15 protein-coding genes are annotated in these 17,283 nt (G+C 70.9%); 7 read left to right on the forward strand and 8 right to left on the reverse strand.

The genetic code is table 11. The features are described 5' to 3' along the window. Positions 1-12: 12 nt before the first annotated feature. The 3 genes from alaS to ACZ7P3_RS32340 are packed head-to-tail and all read right to left on the reverse strand — an operon-like array spanning position 13 to position 3,488. Positions 13-2,685 (reverse strand): alanine--tRNA ligase, encoded by a 2,673-nt coding sequence (alaS, locus tag ACZ7P3_RS32330; protein ID WP_472087059.1) that lies wholly within the window; start codon positions 2,683-2,685, stop codon positions 13-15. Next, entirely contained in the window at positions 2,685-3,032 is a 348-nt protein-coding gene (locus tag ACZ7P3_RS32335; RefSeq protein WP_472087061.1) for a hypothetical protein, read from the reverse strand. Before ACZ7P3_RS32335 ends, alaS begins: the two co-directional genes overlap by 1 nt. Before the next feature lie 9 nt (positions 3,033-3,041). Further along, positions 3,042-3,488: a DUF948 domain-containing protein gene (locus ACZ7P3_RS32340; protein WP_472087063.1), complete on the reverse strand. Its 447-nt coding sequence runs from the start codon at positions 3,486-3,488 to the stop codon at positions 3,042-3,044. Between the two features lie 159 nt (positions 3,489-3,647). Between ACZ7P3_RS32340 and ACZ7P3_RS32345 the strand changes: the two genes are divergently transcribed. Then, on the forward strand, positions 3,648-5,813 hold the full coding sequence (locus tag ACZ7P3_RS32345) for an ATP-binding protein (RefSeq protein WP_472087064.1): 2,166 nt from the start codon (positions 3,648-3,650) through the stop codon (positions 5,811-5,813). 21 nt (positions 5,814-5,834) lie between these two features. Here the strand turns inward: ACZ7P3_RS32345 and rpsD are convergent, their stop codons facing one another. From rpsD to ACZ7P3_RS32360, 3 genes are all read right to left on the reverse strand, one after another. After that, a complete protein-coding gene (gene rpsD, locus ACZ7P3_RS32350; protein WP_108957064.1) occupies positions 5,835-6,449 on the reverse strand; it encodes a 30S ribosomal protein S4 in 615 nt (204 codons plus the stop codon). Positions 6,450-6,781: 332 nt separating this feature from the next. Next, entirely contained in the window at positions 6,782-8,137 is a 1,356-nt protein-coding gene (locus ACZ7P3_RS32355; RefSeq protein WP_472087066.1) for a replication-associated recombination protein A, read from the reverse strand. 46 nt (positions 8,138-8,183) lie between these two features. Next, complete coding sequence (locus ACZ7P3_RS32360) at positions 8,184-8,840, reverse strand: vitamin K epoxide reductase family protein (RefSeq protein WP_472087067.1); 657 nt, start codon at positions 8,838-8,840, stop codon at positions 8,184-8,186. Positions 8,841-8,984: 144 nt separating this feature from the next. On the opposite strand from ACZ7P3_RS32360, the gene ACZ7P3_RS32365 reads away from it, so the two are divergent. The 4 genes from ACZ7P3_RS32365 to ACZ7P3_RS32380 are packed head-to-tail and all read left to right on the forward strand — an operon-like array spanning position 8,985 to position 12,518. Beyond that, entirely contained in the window at positions 8,985-9,851 is an 867-nt protein-coding gene (locus tag ACZ7P3_RS32365) for an ABC transporter ATP-binding protein (protein ID WP_472087069.1), read from the forward strand. Further along, on the forward strand, positions 9,848-10,693 hold the full coding sequence (locus ACZ7P3_RS32370; protein ID WP_472087070.1) for an ABC transporter permease: 846 nt from the start codon (positions 9,848-9,850) through the stop codon (positions 10,691-10,693). Before ACZ7P3_RS32365 ends, ACZ7P3_RS32370 begins: the two co-directional genes overlap by 4 nt. Continuing rightward, the gene (locus ACZ7P3_RS32375) at positions 10,690-11,895 is read left to right on the forward strand and encodes a sensor histidine kinase (protein ID WP_472087072.1); all 1,206 of its coding nucleotides are present in this window, start codon (positions 10,690-10,692) and stop codon (positions 11,893-11,895) included. The genes ACZ7P3_RS32370 and ACZ7P3_RS32375 overlap by 4 nt, the downstream gene beginning before the upstream one ends. Beyond that, positions 11,892-12,518 carry a response regulator gene (locus ACZ7P3_RS32380; protein WP_472087074.1) on the forward strand — a complete coding sequence of 209 codons (627 nt, stop codon included), beginning with the start codon at positions 11,892-11,894 and terminating at the stop codon, positions 12,516-12,518. The genes ACZ7P3_RS32375 and ACZ7P3_RS32380 overlap by 4 nt, the downstream gene beginning before the upstream one ends. 105 nt (positions 12,519-12,623) lie before the next feature. On the opposite strand, the gene hisS is transcribed toward ACZ7P3_RS32380, so the two are convergent. Together hisS and ACZ7P3_RS32390 are read right to left on the reverse strand one after the other, a co-directional pair. Then, on the reverse strand, positions 12,624-13,934 hold the full coding sequence (hisS, locus tag ACZ7P3_RS32385) for a histidine--tRNA ligase (protein WP_472087076.1): 1,311 nt from the start codon (positions 13,932-13,934) through the stop codon (positions 12,624-12,626). 13 nt (positions 13,935-13,947) lie between these two features. Continuing rightward, entirely contained in the window at positions 13,948-14,655 is a 708-nt protein-coding gene (locus tag ACZ7P3_RS32390; protein ID WP_472087077.1) for an MBL fold metallo-hydrolase, read from the reverse strand. Between the two features lie 179 nt (positions 14,656-14,834). On the opposite strand from ACZ7P3_RS32390, the gene ACZ7P3_RS32395 reads away from it, so the two are divergent. Beyond that, positions 14,835-15,662 (forward strand): peptidylprolyl isomerase, encoded by an 828-nt coding sequence (locus ACZ7P3_RS32395; RefSeq protein WP_472087079.1) that lies wholly within the window; start codon positions 14,835-14,837, stop codon positions 15,660-15,662. Positions 15,663-15,831: 169 nt separating this feature from the next. Beyond that, positions 15,832-17,061, forward strand: coding sequence for a DUF349 domain-containing protein (locus tag ACZ7P3_RS32400; protein WP_472087081.1), 1,230 nt, complete (start codon positions 15,832-15,834; stop codon positions 17,059-17,061). The last annotated feature ends 222 nt before the right edge of the window (positions 17,062-17,283 follow it).

The following is a 17,283-nucleotide window of genomic DNA, read 5'->3' on the forward strand; positions in this document are numbered from 1 at the left end:
CTTACTCAGCTGTCACTTGGCGGTCTCGGCGACGAGACGCTCGACGGCCTCGACGGCCTCACCGACGGCGGCCGGGTTCTGGCCGCCGCCCTGGGCGACGTCCGGCTTGCCGCCACCGCCGCCGCCGAGCGTCTTGGCGGCGGTGCGGACCAGGTCACCGGCCTTGAGGCCACGCTCGCGGGCGGCCTCGTTGGTGGCGATGACGGTCAGCGGCTTGCCGTTGTTGACCGTGAAGAGGGCGACCACGACGGCCCGGCCGCCCTGGATGCGGCCGCGCACGTCGAGGACCAGCTTGCGCAGGTCGTCCGGGGTCGTGCCGTCCGGGACCTGACCGGTGACGACGGCCACGCCCCGCACGTCCTTGGCGGACTCGGCGAGACCGGCGGCGGCCTGCAGCACCTTCTCGGCGCGGAACTTCTCGATCTCCTTCTCGGCGTCCTTCAGCTTGCCGAGCATGGCGGAGACCTTCTCCGGAAGCTCTTCCGAACGGCCCTTGATCAGCTCCTGGAGCTGGGCGACGACCGTGTGCTCACGGGCCAGGAAGTTGTAGGCGTCCACGCCGACGAGGGCCTCGATACGACGCACGCCGGAACCGATGGACGACTCGCCGAGCAGCTTCACCAGGCCCAGCTGGGCGGTGTTGTGCACGTGCGTGCCGCCGCACAGCTCCTTGGAGAAGTCGCCGATGGTCACCACGCGGACGCGCTCACCGTACTTCTCGCCGAACTCGGCGATGGCGCCCTGCTTCTTGGCCTCGTCGATGCCCATGACCTCGGCGTGCACGTCCAGGTCGCGGGCGAGCACCTCGTTGATCCTCTGCTCGACGTCGGTCATCACGGCCGTCGGCACGGCGGACGGGGAACCGAAGTCGAAGCGGAAGCGGCCGGGCTGGTTCTCGGAACCGGCCTGGGCGGCCGTCGGGCCGAGGGCGTCGCGCAGGGCCTGGTGGGTGAGGTGCGTGGCCGAGTGGGCGCGGGCGATGGCCTTGCGGCGGCGGATGTCGATGGAGGCAAGGGCCTTGGCGCCGACCGTGACCTCGCCCACCTGCACGACGCCCTTGTGGACGTACACGCCCGGGACCGGCTTCTGACAGTCGCGGATCTCGATCACGGCACCGGAGTCGACCTTGATCCGGCCGGTGTCGCCGATCTGGCCGCCGCCCTCGGCGTAGAACGGGGTGCGGTCCAGGACGATCTCGACCTCGTCGCCCTCGGTGGCGGCCGGGGAGGAGGCGCCGTCGACCAGGATGCCGACGATCGTGGACTCGCCCTCGGTGTCGCTGTAGCCGATGAAGGCGGTCTCGCCGGCGGTGTCGGCGATCTCACGGTAGGCGCCCATGTCGGCGTGGCCGGTCTTCTTGGCCTGGGCGTCGGCCTTGGCGCGCTCCCGCTGCTCCTTCATCAGGCGGCGGAAGCCGTCCTCGTCCACGGAGAGGCCCTGCTCGGCGGCCATCTCCAGGGTCAGGTCGATCGGGAAGCCCCAGGTGTCGTGGAGCAGGAAGGCCTTGTCGCCGGAGAGGACCTTGCCGCCGGCCTGCTTGGTCTCGGTGACGGCGGTGTCGAGGATGTTGGTGCCGGCCTTCAGCGTTTTCAGGAAGGCGTTCTCCTCGGCGAGGGCGACCTTCTCGATGCGCTCGCGGTCGGTGACCAGCTCGGGGTACTGCTGACCCATCATCCGGATCACGGTGTCGACCAGGTCGAGGACGACCGGGCCGGTGGCGCCCAGCAGGCGCATGTTGCGGATGGCGCGGCGCATGATGCGGCGCAGGACGTAGCCCCGGCCCTCGTTGCCGGGGGTGACACCGTCGCCGATGAGCATGGTGGCCGTGCGCATGTGGTCGGTGACCACGCGCAGGGACACGTCCGAGTCGTGGGCGTCGCCGTAGCGGACGCCGGTCAGCTCGGTGGCCTTGCCGATGACGGCCATGGAGGTGTCGATCTCGTACATGTTCTGCACGCCCTGCAGAATCATGGCGAGGCGCTCCAGGCCGAGGCCCGTGTCGATGTTCTTGCTCGGCAGGTCCCCGAGGATCTCGAAGTTGTCCTTGCCGATGCCCTCGCCACGCTCGTACTGCATGAAGACGAGGTTCCAGATCTCCACGTACCGCTCGTCGTTGACGGCGGGGCCGCCCTCGACGCCGAACTCGGGGCCGCGGTCGTAGTTGATCTCGGAGCAGGGGCCGCAGGGTCCGGGGACGCCCATGGACCAGTAGTTGTCCTTCATGCCCAGACGCTGGATGCGCTCCTTGGGCACGCCGACGACCTCGTGCCAGATGCGCTCGGCCTCGTCGTCGTCCTTGTACACGGTGATCCACAGACGCTCGGGGTCGAGGCCGTAACCGCCCTTGTCCTGGGAGGTGGTGAGCAGCTCCCAGGCGAGCTTGATGGCGCCTTCCTTGAAGTAGTCGCCGAAGGAGAAGTTGCCGCACATCTGGAAGAAGGTGCCGTGGCGGGTGGTCTTGCCGACCTCTTCGATGTCGGGCGTGCGCACGCACTTCTGCACGCTCGTGGCACGGCTGAACGGCGGCTTGACCTCGCCCAGGAAGTAGGGCTTGAAGGGCACCATGCCGGCGGGGACGAGGAGCAGAGTCGGGTCGTCCGCGATGAGCGACGCCGAAGGGACAACGGTGTGCCCGCGCTCCTCGTAGAAGCTCAGCCAGCGGCGGCGGATCTCGGCCGACTCCATCAGTGGTCCTCATTCCGGTTGGACGAGTACGTCGTGTTCTCGATGTACTTCGGGTTGCTGCGGTTGTTCTCGATGGCGGTGTACCGCCGGGCCGCGGGGAGTTCGGTCGCGCTGTCGATACCCAGCGCCTCCCCCAGCTCGGCCTCCCGCTGCGCCATGTTGTCGCGCACGTCGAACGCGAAGCCGACCGCCCGGTCCTTGAGACGCTGACCGGTCTCCAGGGCCTTGTTCGCCGCGGTCGCGGCGAGGCTCTCCGGGGTCAGCTGCTTCAGCTTGCGGTTGACCTTGGTGGTGGCCCACACTCCGGCGGCGACGCCTGTGGTGAACCAGAACGTACGGCGGAACATCGCTAGGTCTCAGTCCCTCTTCCCGCGGAGGTTTCGCTTGGCCCGCCGTGCGGCCGGTACGGTCCGGCCCACGATCACGGTACGCCTCGGTGCCTTCTCGGGCACGTCCTCCTTGCGGCCGCCCAGGGCCCGGCGCACCCCGTAGCCGAACGCCGCGACCTTGACCAGCGGGCCGCCGAAGGTGGAGGCGACGGTGGTCGAGAGCGCGGAGGCGTTGGACGTGACCTCCTGGACGTCGGAGGCGATCGCGTCGACCCGGTCGATCTGGGTCTGTGCGGAGCGCACGGCCGCGGAGGCGTCGGCGAGCAGCGGGACGGCCTGGTCGGTCACGTCCGCGACGAGCTTGGTGGTCGCCTTGAGCGTCTGGGCCAGCCTCACCAGTGCGACGGCGAGGAAGGAGACCAGGATCGCCCAGAAGACGGCCACCAGGATCCCGGCCACCTCTCCACCGGACACTGTGCACCCGCTCCCTGAAACGTGCCTGAGCATCGAAAAGTCGTGGACCGAGCCTATCGCGCCAGGGGCGGGACTCCGTACCGGATTACCGTCGGCGGACGACGGAGTTACGGGAAGCGATTGTACGGAATGAACACACTTCAGTACGCTCCGTGTCCCATGCGAGGTCCTCAGCGCCCGGACGCCCCGGCGGACGGCAATCTGCCCCCGGAACTCACCGCGTTCATCGGGCGCTCGGCCGAACTCGCCGGGCTGGCCCAGGCGATGGCGGCGGCCCGGCTGGTGACCGTGACCGGGGTCGGCGGAGTGGGCAAGTCCCGGCTGGCCGCCCGGGCGGCGGCACGGTCGGCTCCCCGGGACGGGGTGTGGGTGGTGGAGCTGGCCCCGGTGCGCGATGCGCAGTTCGTGGAGTACGCGGTCGTGGAGGCGCTGGGGCTGACCGACCACACCACCCGGCTGCCCCGGGAGACCCTGCTCGACCGGCTCGCCGGCCGTCGCGTCCTGCTGGTGCTGGACGGTTTCGAGCACCTGGTCGGGGCCTGCGCCGAGCTGGTGGCCGAGCTGCTGCGCAAGCTGCCCCGGCTGCGGGTGCTGGCGGTGGGACGGCGTCCGCTGGGGCTGGCGTGCGAGCTGCTGTTCCCGCTGGCCCCGCTCGCCGAGGACGAGGCGGTGGAGCTGTTGGCGAACCGTGCCCGCCAGCAGGGGCCGGAGGTGGGGGACTGCCCGGACGCGCGCGAGCTGTGCCGACGGCTGGAGCGGATCCCGCTGGCCCTGGAGCTGGCCGCCGGGCGGCTGCGGGCCCTGTCCCCGGCGCAGCTGCTGGAGCGGCTGGACGACCGGTTCCGGCTGCTCACCGGCGGCGGGCGGGACGGCCTTGCGCGCCATCGGACGCTGCGCACGGCGATCGGCTGGAGCCATGAGCTGTGCACACCCGCCGAGCGGCTGCTGTGGGCGCGGCTCTCGGTTTTCGCGCAGACCTTCGACCTGGAGGCGGCCGAGTACGTGTGCAGCGGGGACGGGCTGCCTGCCGAGGACGTGCTGGACGTGCTCGCGCAGCTGCTCGCGCAGTCGGTCCTCGCCCGCGAGGAGGCTCCGGCCGGTCCCCGCTACCGGATGCTGGACACCGTCCGGGCCTATGGCGCCGACTGGCTGGAGGCGACCGGGGACGCGCCCCGGCTGCAGCGGCGGCACCGCGACTGGTACCTGGGCCTGGCGACCTGGTGCGAGCTGGACTGGTTCTCGCCCCGGCAGCGCGAGGTGGCCGCGCGCGTCGAGGCCGAGCTGCCGAATCTGCGGGCCGCCCTGGAGTTCTGCCTGACCGAGCCGGACGAGGCGCATCTGGGCCAGTACCTGGCGGGCTCGCTGTGGTTCTGCTGGGCGGGCTGCGGACGGCTGTCGGAGGGGCGGCGCTGGCTGGAGCGCAGCCTGGGCCTGGAGTCGGAGTACGAGCGGTCCCGGCTGAAGGCGCTGTGGGTGCTCGGCTATGTGGCGATCCTGCAGGGCGACACCGTGCCGGCCCTGACGGCGCTGCGGGAGTGCCGGGAGCAGGCCGAGCGTGCCGCGGACGCGACGGCGGTGGCGTACGCGGAGCACCGCACCGGCTGTCTGGCCCTGGTCACCGACGACATGGCCGGCGCAGAAACGCTGCTGCGGTCGGCGCTCGACCGCTACCGGGAGATCGGCGAACTGAACAGCAATGTCCTGATGGGCCAGGTGGAGCTGGCGATGGCGCGGGCGTTCCAGGGGGACCTGGCGGACGCGGTGCGGCTGTGCGAGGACGTGCGCCGGGTGTGCGAGGACCACGGGGAGCGGTGGGCGCGGTCGTACGCGCTGTATGTGCTGGCGTACGCGGCCTGGCGGGACGGGGATCCGGCGACGGCGCGCGAGCTGCTCGCGGACTGTCTGGACCATGCGCACGCCTTCCACGACCTGCTCGGCTCGGTGCTGTCCATCGAGCTGCTGGCGCTGGTGACGGCGTCCCTGGGCGACCCTGCCGAGGCGGCGGTGCTGCAGGGGGCGGCGGGCACGCTGTGGCCGTCGGTGGGGCTGCCGCTGTTCGGCTCGGCGTACTACAACGCCCCGCACGAACTGTGCGAGGCCACGGCCCGGCAGGCTCTCGGCGACGAGCTGTACGAGGAGTGTGTGCGCGAGGGGGCGGGGCTGGGCCGGGAGGCGGCCGTGGCCCGGGCGCTGGGCGGCGGCGGTGTCCGGCCGCTGCCGGGGCTGCCGGCCCCCCGCGGGCCGGTCGCGGGGCGCCGTGGCGGCGCCGGGAAACGCGAACCCGCCGCCTCGCCCACCCGGAAGGGCGGGGAGACGGCGGGCTGAAGTGCTGCGCCGGGGCTGGGGTCAGCGGGCGTAGTACTCGACGACGAGCTGCTCGTCGCAGATCACCGGGATCTCCTTGCGGTTCGGCTCACGGTCCAGGCGGAACGCCAGGGCCTTGAGGTTCACCTGCAGGTAGCGCGGGGTCTCGCCGTCGGGGGCGAAGCCACCCTCACGGGCGACCTGGAAGAGCGTCTTGTCCTTGGAGCGGTCGCGGACCTGCACGACGTCGTCCGGGCGGACGCGGAAGGACGGCTTGTCGACCTTCTGGCCGTTGACCTGGATGTGGCCGTGGACGACCATCTGGCGGGCCTGGTAGATCGTGCGGGCGATGCCCGAACGCAGGACCAGCGCGTCGAGACGGCGCTCGAGCTCGATGATCAGGGCCTCACCGGTCTTGCCCTGGACCTTGGAGGCACGCTCGTAGGCGCGGACGAGCTGACGCTCGGACACGTCGTACTGCGCGCGCAGGCGCTGCTTCTCGAGCAGACGGACCTTGTAGTCCGAGTTCTGCTTGCGGCCGCGGCCGTGCTCGCCCGGCGGGTAGGGGCGGGCCTCGAAGTACTTGACGGCCTTCGGGGTCAGCGCGATGCCGAGGGCACGCGACTTCTTGACCTTGGGGCGGGACTGGTTCGCCATGGAACCGACACCTCGTGTTTCTGATGCGAATACGGCTTCACCAGGGTTAGGGGAGGTCGCATCCGCAGCCGGGGAAACCCGTCCGTCCGCGTGGACGGCCGGGCAGCCGCTCCCTGGTCTGGGCACATACGTGCAGCACGCGAGTGGCCCACCGACCCTTCCCGGGAACCCGGGTGGTGGTGGGCTGCCCGCGACACCATTCGCTGGTGCGCGACGCTCCTGGAGAACCTGGCGGACCAGGTCTCCGGCTGGGTGTCCCGCTCTGGTGAGCCGACTCCTCGTTCGAGGGGCCGGACACGGGACTCAGCACTTCGGGGCAGTCTACAGGGCGCTCAGGACCGCTTGCGACCGAGGCGCTTCCTCGTCCACTCCGCGGCGTCCGCGTAACGCGCCTCCGCTCCGTGTCTGGTCGGCGTGTAGTACTCGCGGTCCTTGAGGGCGTCCGGGGCGTACTGCTGCTCGGCGATGCCCTCGGCCAGGTCGTGCGGATACACGTACCCCTGGGCGTGGCCGAGCTTGGCGGCGCCCTTGTAGTGGCCGTCCCGCAGGTGCGCCGGGACCGGTCCGGCCAGGCCCCTGCGTACGTCCTCCATCGCGGCGCCGATCGCCGTGGTCGCGGCGTTGGACTTGGGGGCCAGTGCCAGGGCGATGGTGGCGTGGCTGAGGGTGAGGGCGGCCTCGGGGAAGCCGATCATGGCGACGGCCTGGGCGGCAGCGACCGCGATGGGCAGTGCGTTCGGGTCGGCCAGGCCGATGTCCTCGCTGGCGGAGATCATCAGGCGGCGGGCGATGAAGCGGGGGTCCTCGCCGGCCTCGATCATGCGGGCCAGGTAGTGCAGAGCGGCGTCGACGTCGGAGCCGCGGATGGACTTGATGAGGGCGCTGGCGACGTCGTAGTGCTGGTCGCCGTCCCGGTCGTACTTCACCGCGGCCCGGTCGACGGTCTGCTCCAGGGTCTGCAGGCTGATCTCGGAGTCGCCCTGGTCCAGGGCGGCTCCGGCCGCGGCCTCCAGGGCGGTCAGAGCACGGCGCGCGTCTCCGCCGGCGATGCGCAGCAGATGCTCCTCGGTGTCCCCGGGCAGGGCGACGGTGTCCTTGAGGCCGCGCTCGTCGCCGAGGGCGCGGCGCAGCAGCCCGCGGATGTCGTCGTCGGTGAGGGGTTCGAGCGTGAGCAGCAGGGAGCGGGAGAGCAGCGGGGAGATCACCGAGAAGTACGGGTTCTCCGTGGTCGCCGCGATCAGGGTCACCCAGCGGTTCTCGACCGCGGGGAGCAGGGAGTCCTGCTGGGCCTTGCTGAAGCGGTGGATCTCGTCCAGGAAGAGGACGGTCTCCTTGCCGAAGCCGCCGGTGGCGCGGCGGGCGCCGTCGATGACCGCGCGGACCTCCTTGACGCCCGCGGTGATGGCGGACAGCTCCACGAACCGCTTGTCGGTGGCTTTGGAGACGACGTACGCCAGGGTCGTCTTGCCGGTGCCCGGCGGGCCCCAGAGGATCACCGACGAGGGTCCCGCGGGACCGCCGGAGCCCTCGCCGACCAGCCGGCGCAGCGGGGAGCCGGGCTTCAGCAGGTGCTGCTGGCCCACGACCTCGTCGAGCGTGCGCGGGCGCATGCGCACGGCCAGGGGGCTGCCTGCCGGGTCCTTCTCCTGGCGTTCTTCCGCTGCGGCGGTGAAGAGGTCGGGTTCCACGCTGAAACCCTAAGACACGCCACTGACAACGCCGCGCGGCGGCGGGTCAGGCCCAGAGCTGGCTGCCCCACCGGGTCAGGATCAGCATGGCGATGACGCCGCAGTGCGTGACGGGCAGCACCCAGGTGAACTCGCCGCAGAAGGACTTCAGCAGGCGCGGGGCCGGCAGGAAGTCGTTGCGGACGTTGAACGAGGTGACGTGCCAGAACATGGTGATCGTGGCGACCCAGGCCAGCGAGCACCACAGGCACAGCGCGTTGATCCGGTACAGGGACTCGAACTGCAGCCAGGTCACGAAGCAGACGCCGAAGAGGGTGCCGAAATTGAAGGTCAGCCAGTACCAGCGCGGGAAGCGGGCCCGGGCCAGCAGGCTCATGCCGACGCAGATCACGATGCCGTAGCAGACCAGGCCGAGCATCGGGTTCGGGAACCCGAAGACCGCCGCCTGCTTGCTCTCCATCACGCTGCCGCAGGACACCACCGGGTTCACGCTGCAGCCGGGCGTGAAGGTCTTGCCCGCGACCTTGGCCTCGAGGATCTTGAACTTGTCGATCGTGATGACCCAGGCGGCGAGCACTCCGGCCGCGCCGGTGATCACCAGCAGCAGAGCGAAGGCGCGGCTGCCGCCCACCGTGCGGGGTGCCGCGGCGGCACGCTCGGGCTCGGGCTCCGTGGAGACGTCTTTGACTGTCGTCTTGCTCATCACGCCGATTCCGTCACTTGAGAGTTGGACCATCTTCCGGCACCGGTCATTGTGCCGTACTCGCTTGTGTGTCCACCGTTCGATGGACATAAGGAAGTACGCACGGTGGTCACGGATCGTTCGGTTCCGGCCGATGCTCGGAGCATGACAGCACACGCGAACGACCTCGCGGTGGACGTACGGGGGCTGCGCAAGCAGTACGGGGACGTGACCGCGGTGGACGGCATCGATCTCGGCATCCGCCGGGGTGAGGTGTTCGGCCTGCTAGGACCCAATGGTGCGGGCAAGAGCACCACGGTCGAGATACTCCAGGGCAACCGGTCACGGGACGCGGGCGAGGTGTCGGTCCTCGGGTCGGATCCGGCGACCGGCACGCGCGCGTGGAGGTCCCGGGTGGGAATCGTCTGGCAGGACGAATCGACGCCCGCCGAGTTGACGGTCCGCGAGACGGTCCGGCACTTCGCCCGCTGCTACCCGCGCCCGCGCGACCCGGAGGAGGTCATCCGCCTGGTCGGTCTGGAGGCGAAGGCGAACAGCCGGATCAAGGCTCTCTCCGGCGGTCAGCGCCGACGCCTCGATGTGGCGCTCGGCGTGATCGGCGGCCCCGAGCTGCTGCTCCTGGACGAGCCGACCACCGGCTTCGACCCGGCGGCCCGGCGCCAGTTCTGGGACCTGATCCGGCTGCTGGCCGACGAGGGCACGACGATCCTGCTCACGACGCACTACCTGGAGGAGGCCGAAGGCCTCGCGGACCGGCTCGCGGTCGTCGCCCGGGGCCGGGTGGTCGCCGAGGGCGGGCCGGGTGAACTCCGCGAGCGCCACGGCAGCGGCGCCACCGTCACCTGGACGGAACCCGACGGCTCCACGCGCGTGGAGCACACCGAGACCCCCACGAGGACCGTCGCCGCCCTGCTGAGCCGCTTCGACGGCGAGATACCGGGCCTGACCGTGACCCGCCCCACCCTGGAGGACGTCTACCTCCGGCTGACCGGACAGGAGTCCGCGCGATGACCACGACCGCCGTACGGGCCACCGCCCGCGGGTCCGCCGGGTCCCTGCCCGGCGCCTGGACGCTCGGGCTGCTGCGGGGCGGCCTGGAGATCAGGCAGTTCTTCCGCCAGCGCGAACAGGTGGTCTTCACCTTCTCCTTCCCGGTGGTGTTCCTGTTCCTGTTCGCGTCGATCTTCCACGACGACGTCCGGGGCAGCGGGGTGAACGCCTCGCAGCTGTACGTGCCCGCCATGATGGCCTCCGGGATCATGTCCACGAGCTTCCAGTCGCTGGGCATCTCCATCGCCGTCGAACGCGACGAGAAGGTACTGCGGCGGCTGCGCGGCACCCCGATGCCGCCGACCGCCTACTTCCTGGGGAAGATCTGGCTCGTTCTGTTCACCGGGGTCCTGGAGACCGCGATCCTTCTGTTCGTGGGCACCGCCTTCTACGACGTCCGCCTGCCGACGGATCCCGGCCGCTGGTTCGACTTCGCATGGATCTTCGTGCTCGGTCTGACCGGGTGCGCGCTGCTGGGCATCGCGATCAGCTCGGTGCCCAGGTCGGCGAAGAGCGCCAGCTCCGTCGTCGTCCTGCCCTTCCTGGTGCTCCAGTTCATCTCCGGGGTGTACATCTCCATCGACACCATCCCCGGCTGGATGCTCGACATCAGCGCCCTGTTCCCGCTGAAGTGGCTGTGCCAGGGCCTGCGGGGCGTGTTCCTGCCGGACTCCGCGCGGGTACTGGAACAGGCCGGGAGCTGGGAGTTCGGTCGGATCGCGCTGGTGCTGACGGCCTGGTGCGTCGGAGGATTGGCGCTGTGCCTGCTGACCTTCCGGTGGAAGAACCGGCGCGAGGGATGACCGGTCCGGGCCGGGCGCGGGACGTGCACGCCTGGGACCGGACGATCCGGTACTGGGACGCGTACTTCGCCGCGGCCTGGGCGACCACCCTGGCCTTCGTCCTCTACGCGTCCCAGCCGGGCTGGCCGGTGCGGGCCACCGCGGCCGGGCTGCTCGTGCCGCTCGTCCCCTGGTACGCCGCGGTGGGGCGCAGACTGCTGCAGCGGCACCCGCCCGACGAACGGCGTGCCCTGTGCTACCTCGCCGGGGCGATCGCGCTGTTCCTGCCGGCGGCGGTCCTGGCCGGCGAGAGCCGCCTGATGGCGTACGCGCTGATCCCGCAGTGCTTCATGACGCTGCGGGAGCGCCGGGCCCTGGTCATGGTGACCGTCATCAATCTGGTGCCGGTCACCGGCTGGGCCGTGCTGTGGCGTCCCGGCCTGTCGGACCTGGTGGAGAACTTCCTGTTCGCCGTGGTCACCCTCGTCTTCGCGGTGGTGATCGGCGGCTGGATCATCCGGATCATCGAGCAGAGCAGCGAACGGGCCGAGCTGATCGCAGAACTGGACGCCAGTCGGCACGAGATCTCCCGGCTGTCCGCCGCACACGGCGCGCTCGCCGAACGCGAACGGCTCGCGCGGGAGATCCACGACACCCTCGCGCAGGGCTTCACCAGCCTGCTGATGCTGGTCCAGGCCGTGGACGCGGAACTGGACTCCGACCTCCCGCAGGCCCGCCACCACCTGGCCCTGATGGACGAGACGGCCCGCCGCAACCTCGCCGAGGCCCGGGCCCTGGTGGCCGGTGGTGCCCCCGCCGATCTGGCGGGCGCCTCGCTGCCGGACGCGCTGACGCGGCTGGCCGCCCGGCACGAGGCCGCTCTGGAGGTGACCGGCCCGGTGCGCGCCCTCCCGGCCGGCATCGAGGTGGTGGCCCTGCGCTCGTGCCAGGAGGCGCTGACCAACGCGCACAAGCACGCGGGGAGTTCGGCGGTCGCGCAGGTCGCGCTCGCCTACAGCGACGACGCCGTGACCGTCTCCGTCGACGACGACGGCCGGGGCTTCGACCCCGCCGCCGCGGCCGGCGGATACGGTCTCGCGGGGCTGCGCGCCCGCGCCGCCGAGGTGGGCGGGACCGCAGCGGTGTGCAGCGCACCCGGCGACGGTACGAAGGTGACCGTGCGGCTTCCCGTTCCCGCCGCCCTGAGGAGTGAGAGCGTGTGATCCGGATCGTGCTGGCCGACGACCATCCCGTCGTACGGGAGGGACTGCGCGCGATGCTGAGCGCCGAGCCGGACCTGGAGGTGGTCGGGGACGCGGCGAGCGGACCGCAGGCCGAGGCGCTGGCGGCCGAACTGCGTCCGGACATCGTCCTGATGGACCTGCGGATGCCCGGGGGCGGAGGCGTCGACTCCATCCAGCGCATGAGCGCGGCCGGCCTGCCGTCCCGGGTGATCGTCCTGACGACGTACGAGACGGACCGGGACATCCTGCGGGCCGTGGAGGCGGGCGCCGCCGGCTATCTGCTCAAGGACATGCCGCGCCGGGAACTCGCGGACGCGGTACGGGCCGCCGCGCGCGGCGAGACGGTCCTCGCCCCGTCGGTCGCCACCCGCCTGGTGGACCAGCTCCGCACCCGACCCGAACTCCCCCGCCTGTCGGCCCGCGAGACCGCGGTGCTGCGCCTGGTGGCGGACGGCTGCACCAACGCCGAGATCGGACGCCGCCTGTTCATCGGTGAGTCCACGGTGAAGACCCATCTGCTGCGGATCTTCGGAAAGCTGGGGGTGGACGACCGCACCGCGGCCGTCACCAGCGCCATGCGCCACGGACTGCTCGACCACTGACAAGGGCGCCGGAGGATTCCGGCGCCCTTGCGACCGCTGGGGCCCTACGCCGGGCGCTGGGGCTCTACCGCCCGGGTGCTGACCTACGCCCGGGTGCTGGGGGCCCTACGCCCGGGTGGTGAGGCCCGTCCGGCGGATCGTGCCGGACAGGTCCTGGCCGAGCCGGGACTCCAGCTCCGCCACGATCTCGTTGACGCCGATCGCCGTCTGCTCGCCGGACACCATGTCCTTGAGCTGGACGAGGCCCTCGGCGAGGTCACGCTCACCGGCGACGAGCGCGTAGCGGGCGCCGCTGCGGTTGGCGTTCTTCATGGCGCCCTTCAGGCCCTTGCCACCGTAGGAGAAGTCCGCGGCGACACCGGCCTTGCGCAGCTCGGTGACCTTCGCGAACAGCACACGGCGGGCCTCCTCGCCGAGCGGCACCGCATAGACGCTGGTCGACGACGGGATGTCCAGCTCCACGCCCTCGGCCTCCAGGGCCAGGACCGTGCGGTCGACACCGAGCGCCCAGCCCACCGACGGCAGCGCGGGACCGCCGATCATCTCCGACAGGCCGTCGTACCGGCCGCCGCCGCCCACCGCGGACTGGGAGCCCAGACCGTCGTGCACGAACTCGAAGGTGGTGCGCGTGTAGTAGTCCAGGCCGCGGACCAGCTTGGGATCGTCCTCGAAGGCCACGCCCGCCGCCGTGATCAGCTCACGGACCTCCTCGTGGTACGCCTTGCAAGCGTCGCACAGGTAGTCACGCAGCAGCGGCGCGCCCGTCAGCTGCTTCTGGACCGACTCGCGCTTGTCGTCGAGGACGCGCAGCGGGTTGATCTCCGCCCGCCGCAGCGTGTCCTCGTCCAGTTCGAGGCCGCGCAGGAAGTCCTGCAGCGCGGCCCGGTACACCGGCCGGCACTCCTTGTCGCCCAGGCTGTTCAGCAGGATGCGGAAGTTGCTGAGCCCCAGGGAGCGGTAGGCCTGGTCGGCCAGGATGATCAGCTCGGCGTCCAGCGCCGGGTCCTCGGCGCCGATCGCCTCGGCGCCGACCTGGGAGAAGTGCCGGTAGCGGCCCTTCTGGGGGCGCTCGTAACGGTAGTACGAGCCGGAGTACCAGAGCTTGACCGGGAGGTTGCCGGTCTTGTGCAGGTTGGCCTCCAGGGCCGCCCGCAGGACGGACGCCGTGCCCTCGGGCCGCAGGGCCAGCCGGTCACCGCCCTTGGTCTCGAACGCGTACATCTCCTTGGTCACGATGTCGGTGGACTCACCCACACCGCGCGCGAAGAGTTCGACGTTCTCGAAACCGGGGGTCTCGATGTAGCCGTAGCCGGAGTTGCGGAGCGGGGCCGCGATCGCCTCGCGGACCGCCAGGTACGTGGCGGAGTCCGGGGGGATCAGGTCATAGGTGCCCTTGGGGGCCTGGAAGGTACTCACGAAAGCTCTCTCGTCACATTCCTCGTCGGGGAGCCTGGACGGCTCCCCGGCCGGCCGCCACCTGCCGCAGATAGGGGTTGGTGGCGCGCTCGTGGCCGATGGTCGTCTGGGGGCCGTGGCCGGACAGCACCACGGTGGAGTCCTCGAGCGGCAGGCACACGCGGGCCAGCGAGTCGAGGATGTCCTCCGTGGAGCCACCGGGCAGGTCGGTACGTCCGATGGAGCCGGCGAACAGCAGGTCCCCGGAGAAGAAGACCGGGGGGATGTCCGCGGTCTCCGGCATCCGGAAGGTCACCGACCCCTTGGTATGGCCCGGCGCGTGCGCGACGGAGAACTCCAGCCCGGCCAGCCGGAGGCCGGCGCCGTCGGCCAGCTCCCTGACGTCGTCCGGCTCCCCCACGGTCAGCTCGCCCATGAGCGGCATGCCGATGGACCTGCCGAGCGCCTTCTCGGGGTCGCTCATCATGTAGCGGTCCTCGGGGTGGATCCAGGCCGGCACGTCATGTGCGCCGCACACGGGGACGACCGAGGCCACGTGGTCGATGTGACCATGGGTGAGGACGACGGCGACGGGCTTGAGCCGATGTTTCTTCAGCGCTTCCTCGACGCCCTGGGCGGCCTGGTGGCCCGGGTCGATGATCACGCACTCCTCACCGGCGGCGGGGGCGACGAGATAACAGTTCGTCCCCCAGGCCCCGGCGGGGAACCCGGCAATGAGCACGATCGTCCTTGGTTGTGTCGATACGGGAGGGCTTGCGGGCGGTCGGCCCGTGGTCCAGAGCCTACCGGCGCTGCCGTTTCCTCAGCGAACCCATATACGGTACGGGGCTACAAGCGGCTGTCGGCTCACAGGACGCACGTGTACCGGTCGACACACGACACGCATGAGGAGAGAACCCGGTGGTCAGCCAGGAGCAGCGGCGGCGTCAGCTCGCCCGGGAGAAGTTCTTGCGGCAGCAGCAGCGGCGCACCAGCGCGCGGCGCAAGGCACGCATGCGCAACTCCGTGATCGCGTCGGTGCTCGGCGTGGTCGTGATCGGCAGCGTTGCGCTGTACACGACCGGGGTGCTGAAGAACAGCAACGACGACAAGAAGACCGACGCCGGCTCCGCCGTCACGCCGAGCGCCTCGCCGAGCAGCAAGGCGCCGGACCCGTGCGCGAAGCCGGCCGCGGGCGCGATCAAGAAGCAGAGCTGGAAGAAGGAGCCGGCGATGTCGATCGACACGTCGGCCAAGTACACGATGAAGCTCGCCACGACGTGCGGTGACATCGGCATCGCGCTGAAGGCGTCGGCGGCGCCGCACACGGTGAACTCGTTCGACTTCCTCGCGGGCAAGGGCTTCTTCGACCACACCAAGTGCCACCGCCTGACCACGAACGGCATCTACGTGCTGCAGTGCGGCGACCCGACGGGCCTCGGCAGCGGCGGTCCCGGCTACACGATCCCGGACGAGAACCTGAAGGACGCGAGCCTGAAGGGCAACAAGTACCCGGCGGGCACGGTGGCCATGGCCAACACCGGTCAGAAGCACACCGGCGGAAGCCAGTTCTTCCTGGTCTACAAGGACAGCCCGCTGCCGCCCCAGTACACGCCGTTCGGCACGATCGACGCGGCGGGTCTGAAGGTGCTGAACAAGATCGCCGCCGCGGGCGAGAACACGGGTGCCGGTGACGGTGCCCCGAACGCGACGGTCGTGATCGACAAGGCGACGGTCACCAAGTCCTGATGTCTCGCTCGTGACGTCCAGGCAATGCTCAACACGGCCAACAGCGGAATTTCGGTCGCGCTGGATGCGGACAGGTAACCCGCTGGTCGCCTATGTTGGCCGTGACGAAACTGTGGACGATGCCCGGGGGTGCTGAGGCCCCTCGCAGGCATCATGTGGAGGAGGCGCTGTGAGCAGCGACCCGTGGGGCCGCGTCGACGAGACGGGGACCGTGTACGTGCGTACGGCCGACGGCGAGCAGGTCGTCGGTTCCTGGGCAGCCGGCTCCCCTGAGGAGGCGCTTGCCTACTTCGAGCGCAAGTACGAGGGCCTGGTTGTCGAGATCGGCCTCCTCGAGAAGCGAGTACAGACGACCGACCTGTCGGCGAAGGACGCCCAGACCGCCATCGACCACCTGCGCGAGCAGGTGGACGCACACCACGCGGTCGGCGACCTGGAGGCCCTGCGGACCCGTCTCGGCAAACTCGTGGCGACGGTCGAATCGCGGCGCGAGGAGCGCAAGGCACAGCGCGCCAAGCAGTCCGACGAGGCCCGCAAGGCCAAGGAGGACCTGGTCACCGAGGCCGAGCAGCTGGCGCAGTCCGACCAGTGGCGGGCGGCCGGTGAACGGCTGCGCTCCCTGGTGGACACCTGGAAGGGGCTGCCGCGGCTGGACCGCAAGTCGGACGACGAGCTGTGGCACCGCTTCTCGCACGCCCGGTCGGCGTTCTCCAAGCGGCGCAAGGCCCACTTCGCGCAGCTGGACGCGCAGCGCGAGGATGCCCGCAAGATCAAGGAGCGGCTGGTCGCCGAGGCCGAAGCGCTGTCGGGCTCGACGGACTGGGGTCCGACGGCGGCCCGCTACCGCGAGCTGATGGCGGACTGGAAGGCCGCGGGCCGCGCCCAGCGCGAGCATGAGGACGACCTGTGGAACCGCTTCCGCGGCGCCCAGGACGTGTTCTTCGCCGCCCGCAGCTCGGTCTTCGCCGAGCGGGACGCCGAGCAGTCGGAGAACCTGAAGCTCAAGGAGGAGCTGGCCGAGGAGGCCGAGAAGCTCCTGCCGATCGCGGACCTGAAGGGCACCCGGGCCGCCTTCCGTTCGATCAACGAGCGCTGGGAGGCCATCGGTCACGTCCCGCGGGACGCGCGTCCGAAGGTCGAGGGCCGGATGCACACGGTCGAGCGGGCCATCCAGGAGGCCGAGGAGGCCGAGTGGCGCCGGACGAACCCGGAGGCACGCGCGCGTGCCGAGGGTCTGACCGGCCAGCTGCAGGCCGCCGTGGACAAGCTGAGGGCGCAGATCGAGCAGGCGCGCGCCCAGGGCAACACCTCCAAGGCCGACAAGCTGGAGCGGGAGCTGGAGGGCCGTCAGGCGCTCCTGGACCAGGCTCTGAAGGGCCTGCAGGAGTTCGGCGGCTGATCCCCCCGCCTGCGCGCACCAGGGGCCCCGTACGTGGCGTACGGGGCCCCTGCGCGTTGCGTGTCCACGACCGGCGGTTCTTCCCGCGGCCGGCCGCGGGTCCCCACAGCCGACGCTGCGTGCCTACGACCGGCTGTGCGTCCCCACAACCGACGCTGCGTGCCTACGACCGGCTGTGCGTCCCCACAACCGGCCCTGCGTGCCTACGACCGGCTGTGCGTC

This window comes from Streptomyces sp. NPDC107581 (assembly GCF_055657175.1).

What these genes read in the sequence shown, in the direction of transcription:
- ACZ7P3_RS32375 (WP_472087072.1), top strand. Translation starts at nt 10,690, where the DNA reads ATGACCGGTCCGGGCCGGGCGCGGGACGTGCACGCCTGGGACCGGACG.
- ACZ7P3_RS32345 (WP_472087064.1), top strand. Translation starts at nt 3,648, where the DNA reads ATGCGAGGTCCTCAGCGCCCGGACGCCCCGGCGGACGGCAATCTGCCC.
- ACZ7P3_RS32335 (WP_472087061.1), bottom strand. Translation starts at nt 3,032, where the DNA reads ATGTTCCGCCGTACGTTCTGGTTCACCACAGGCGTCGCCGCCGGAGTG.
- ACZ7P3_RS32365 (WP_472087069.1), top strand. Translation starts at nt 8,985, where the DNA reads ATGACAGCACACGCGAACGACCTCGCGGTGGACGTACGGGGGCTGCGC.
- ACZ7P3_RS32370 (WP_472087070.1), top strand. Translation starts at nt 9,848, where the DNA reads ATGACCACGACCGCCGTACGGGCCACCGCCCGCGGGTCCGCCGGGTCC.
- ACZ7P3_RS32360 (WP_472087067.1), bottom strand. Translation starts at nt 8,840, where the DNA reads ATGAGCAAGACGACAGTCAAAGACGTCTCCACGGAGCCCGAGCCCGAG.
- rpsD (WP_108957064.1), bottom strand. Translation starts at nt 6,449, where the DNA reads ATGGCGAACCAGTCCCGCCCCAAGGTCAAGAAGTCGCGTGCCCTCGGC.
- alaS (WP_472087059.1), bottom strand. Translation starts at nt 2,685, where the DNA reads ATGGAGTCGGCCGAGATCCGCCGCCGCTGGCTGAGCTTCTACGAGGAG.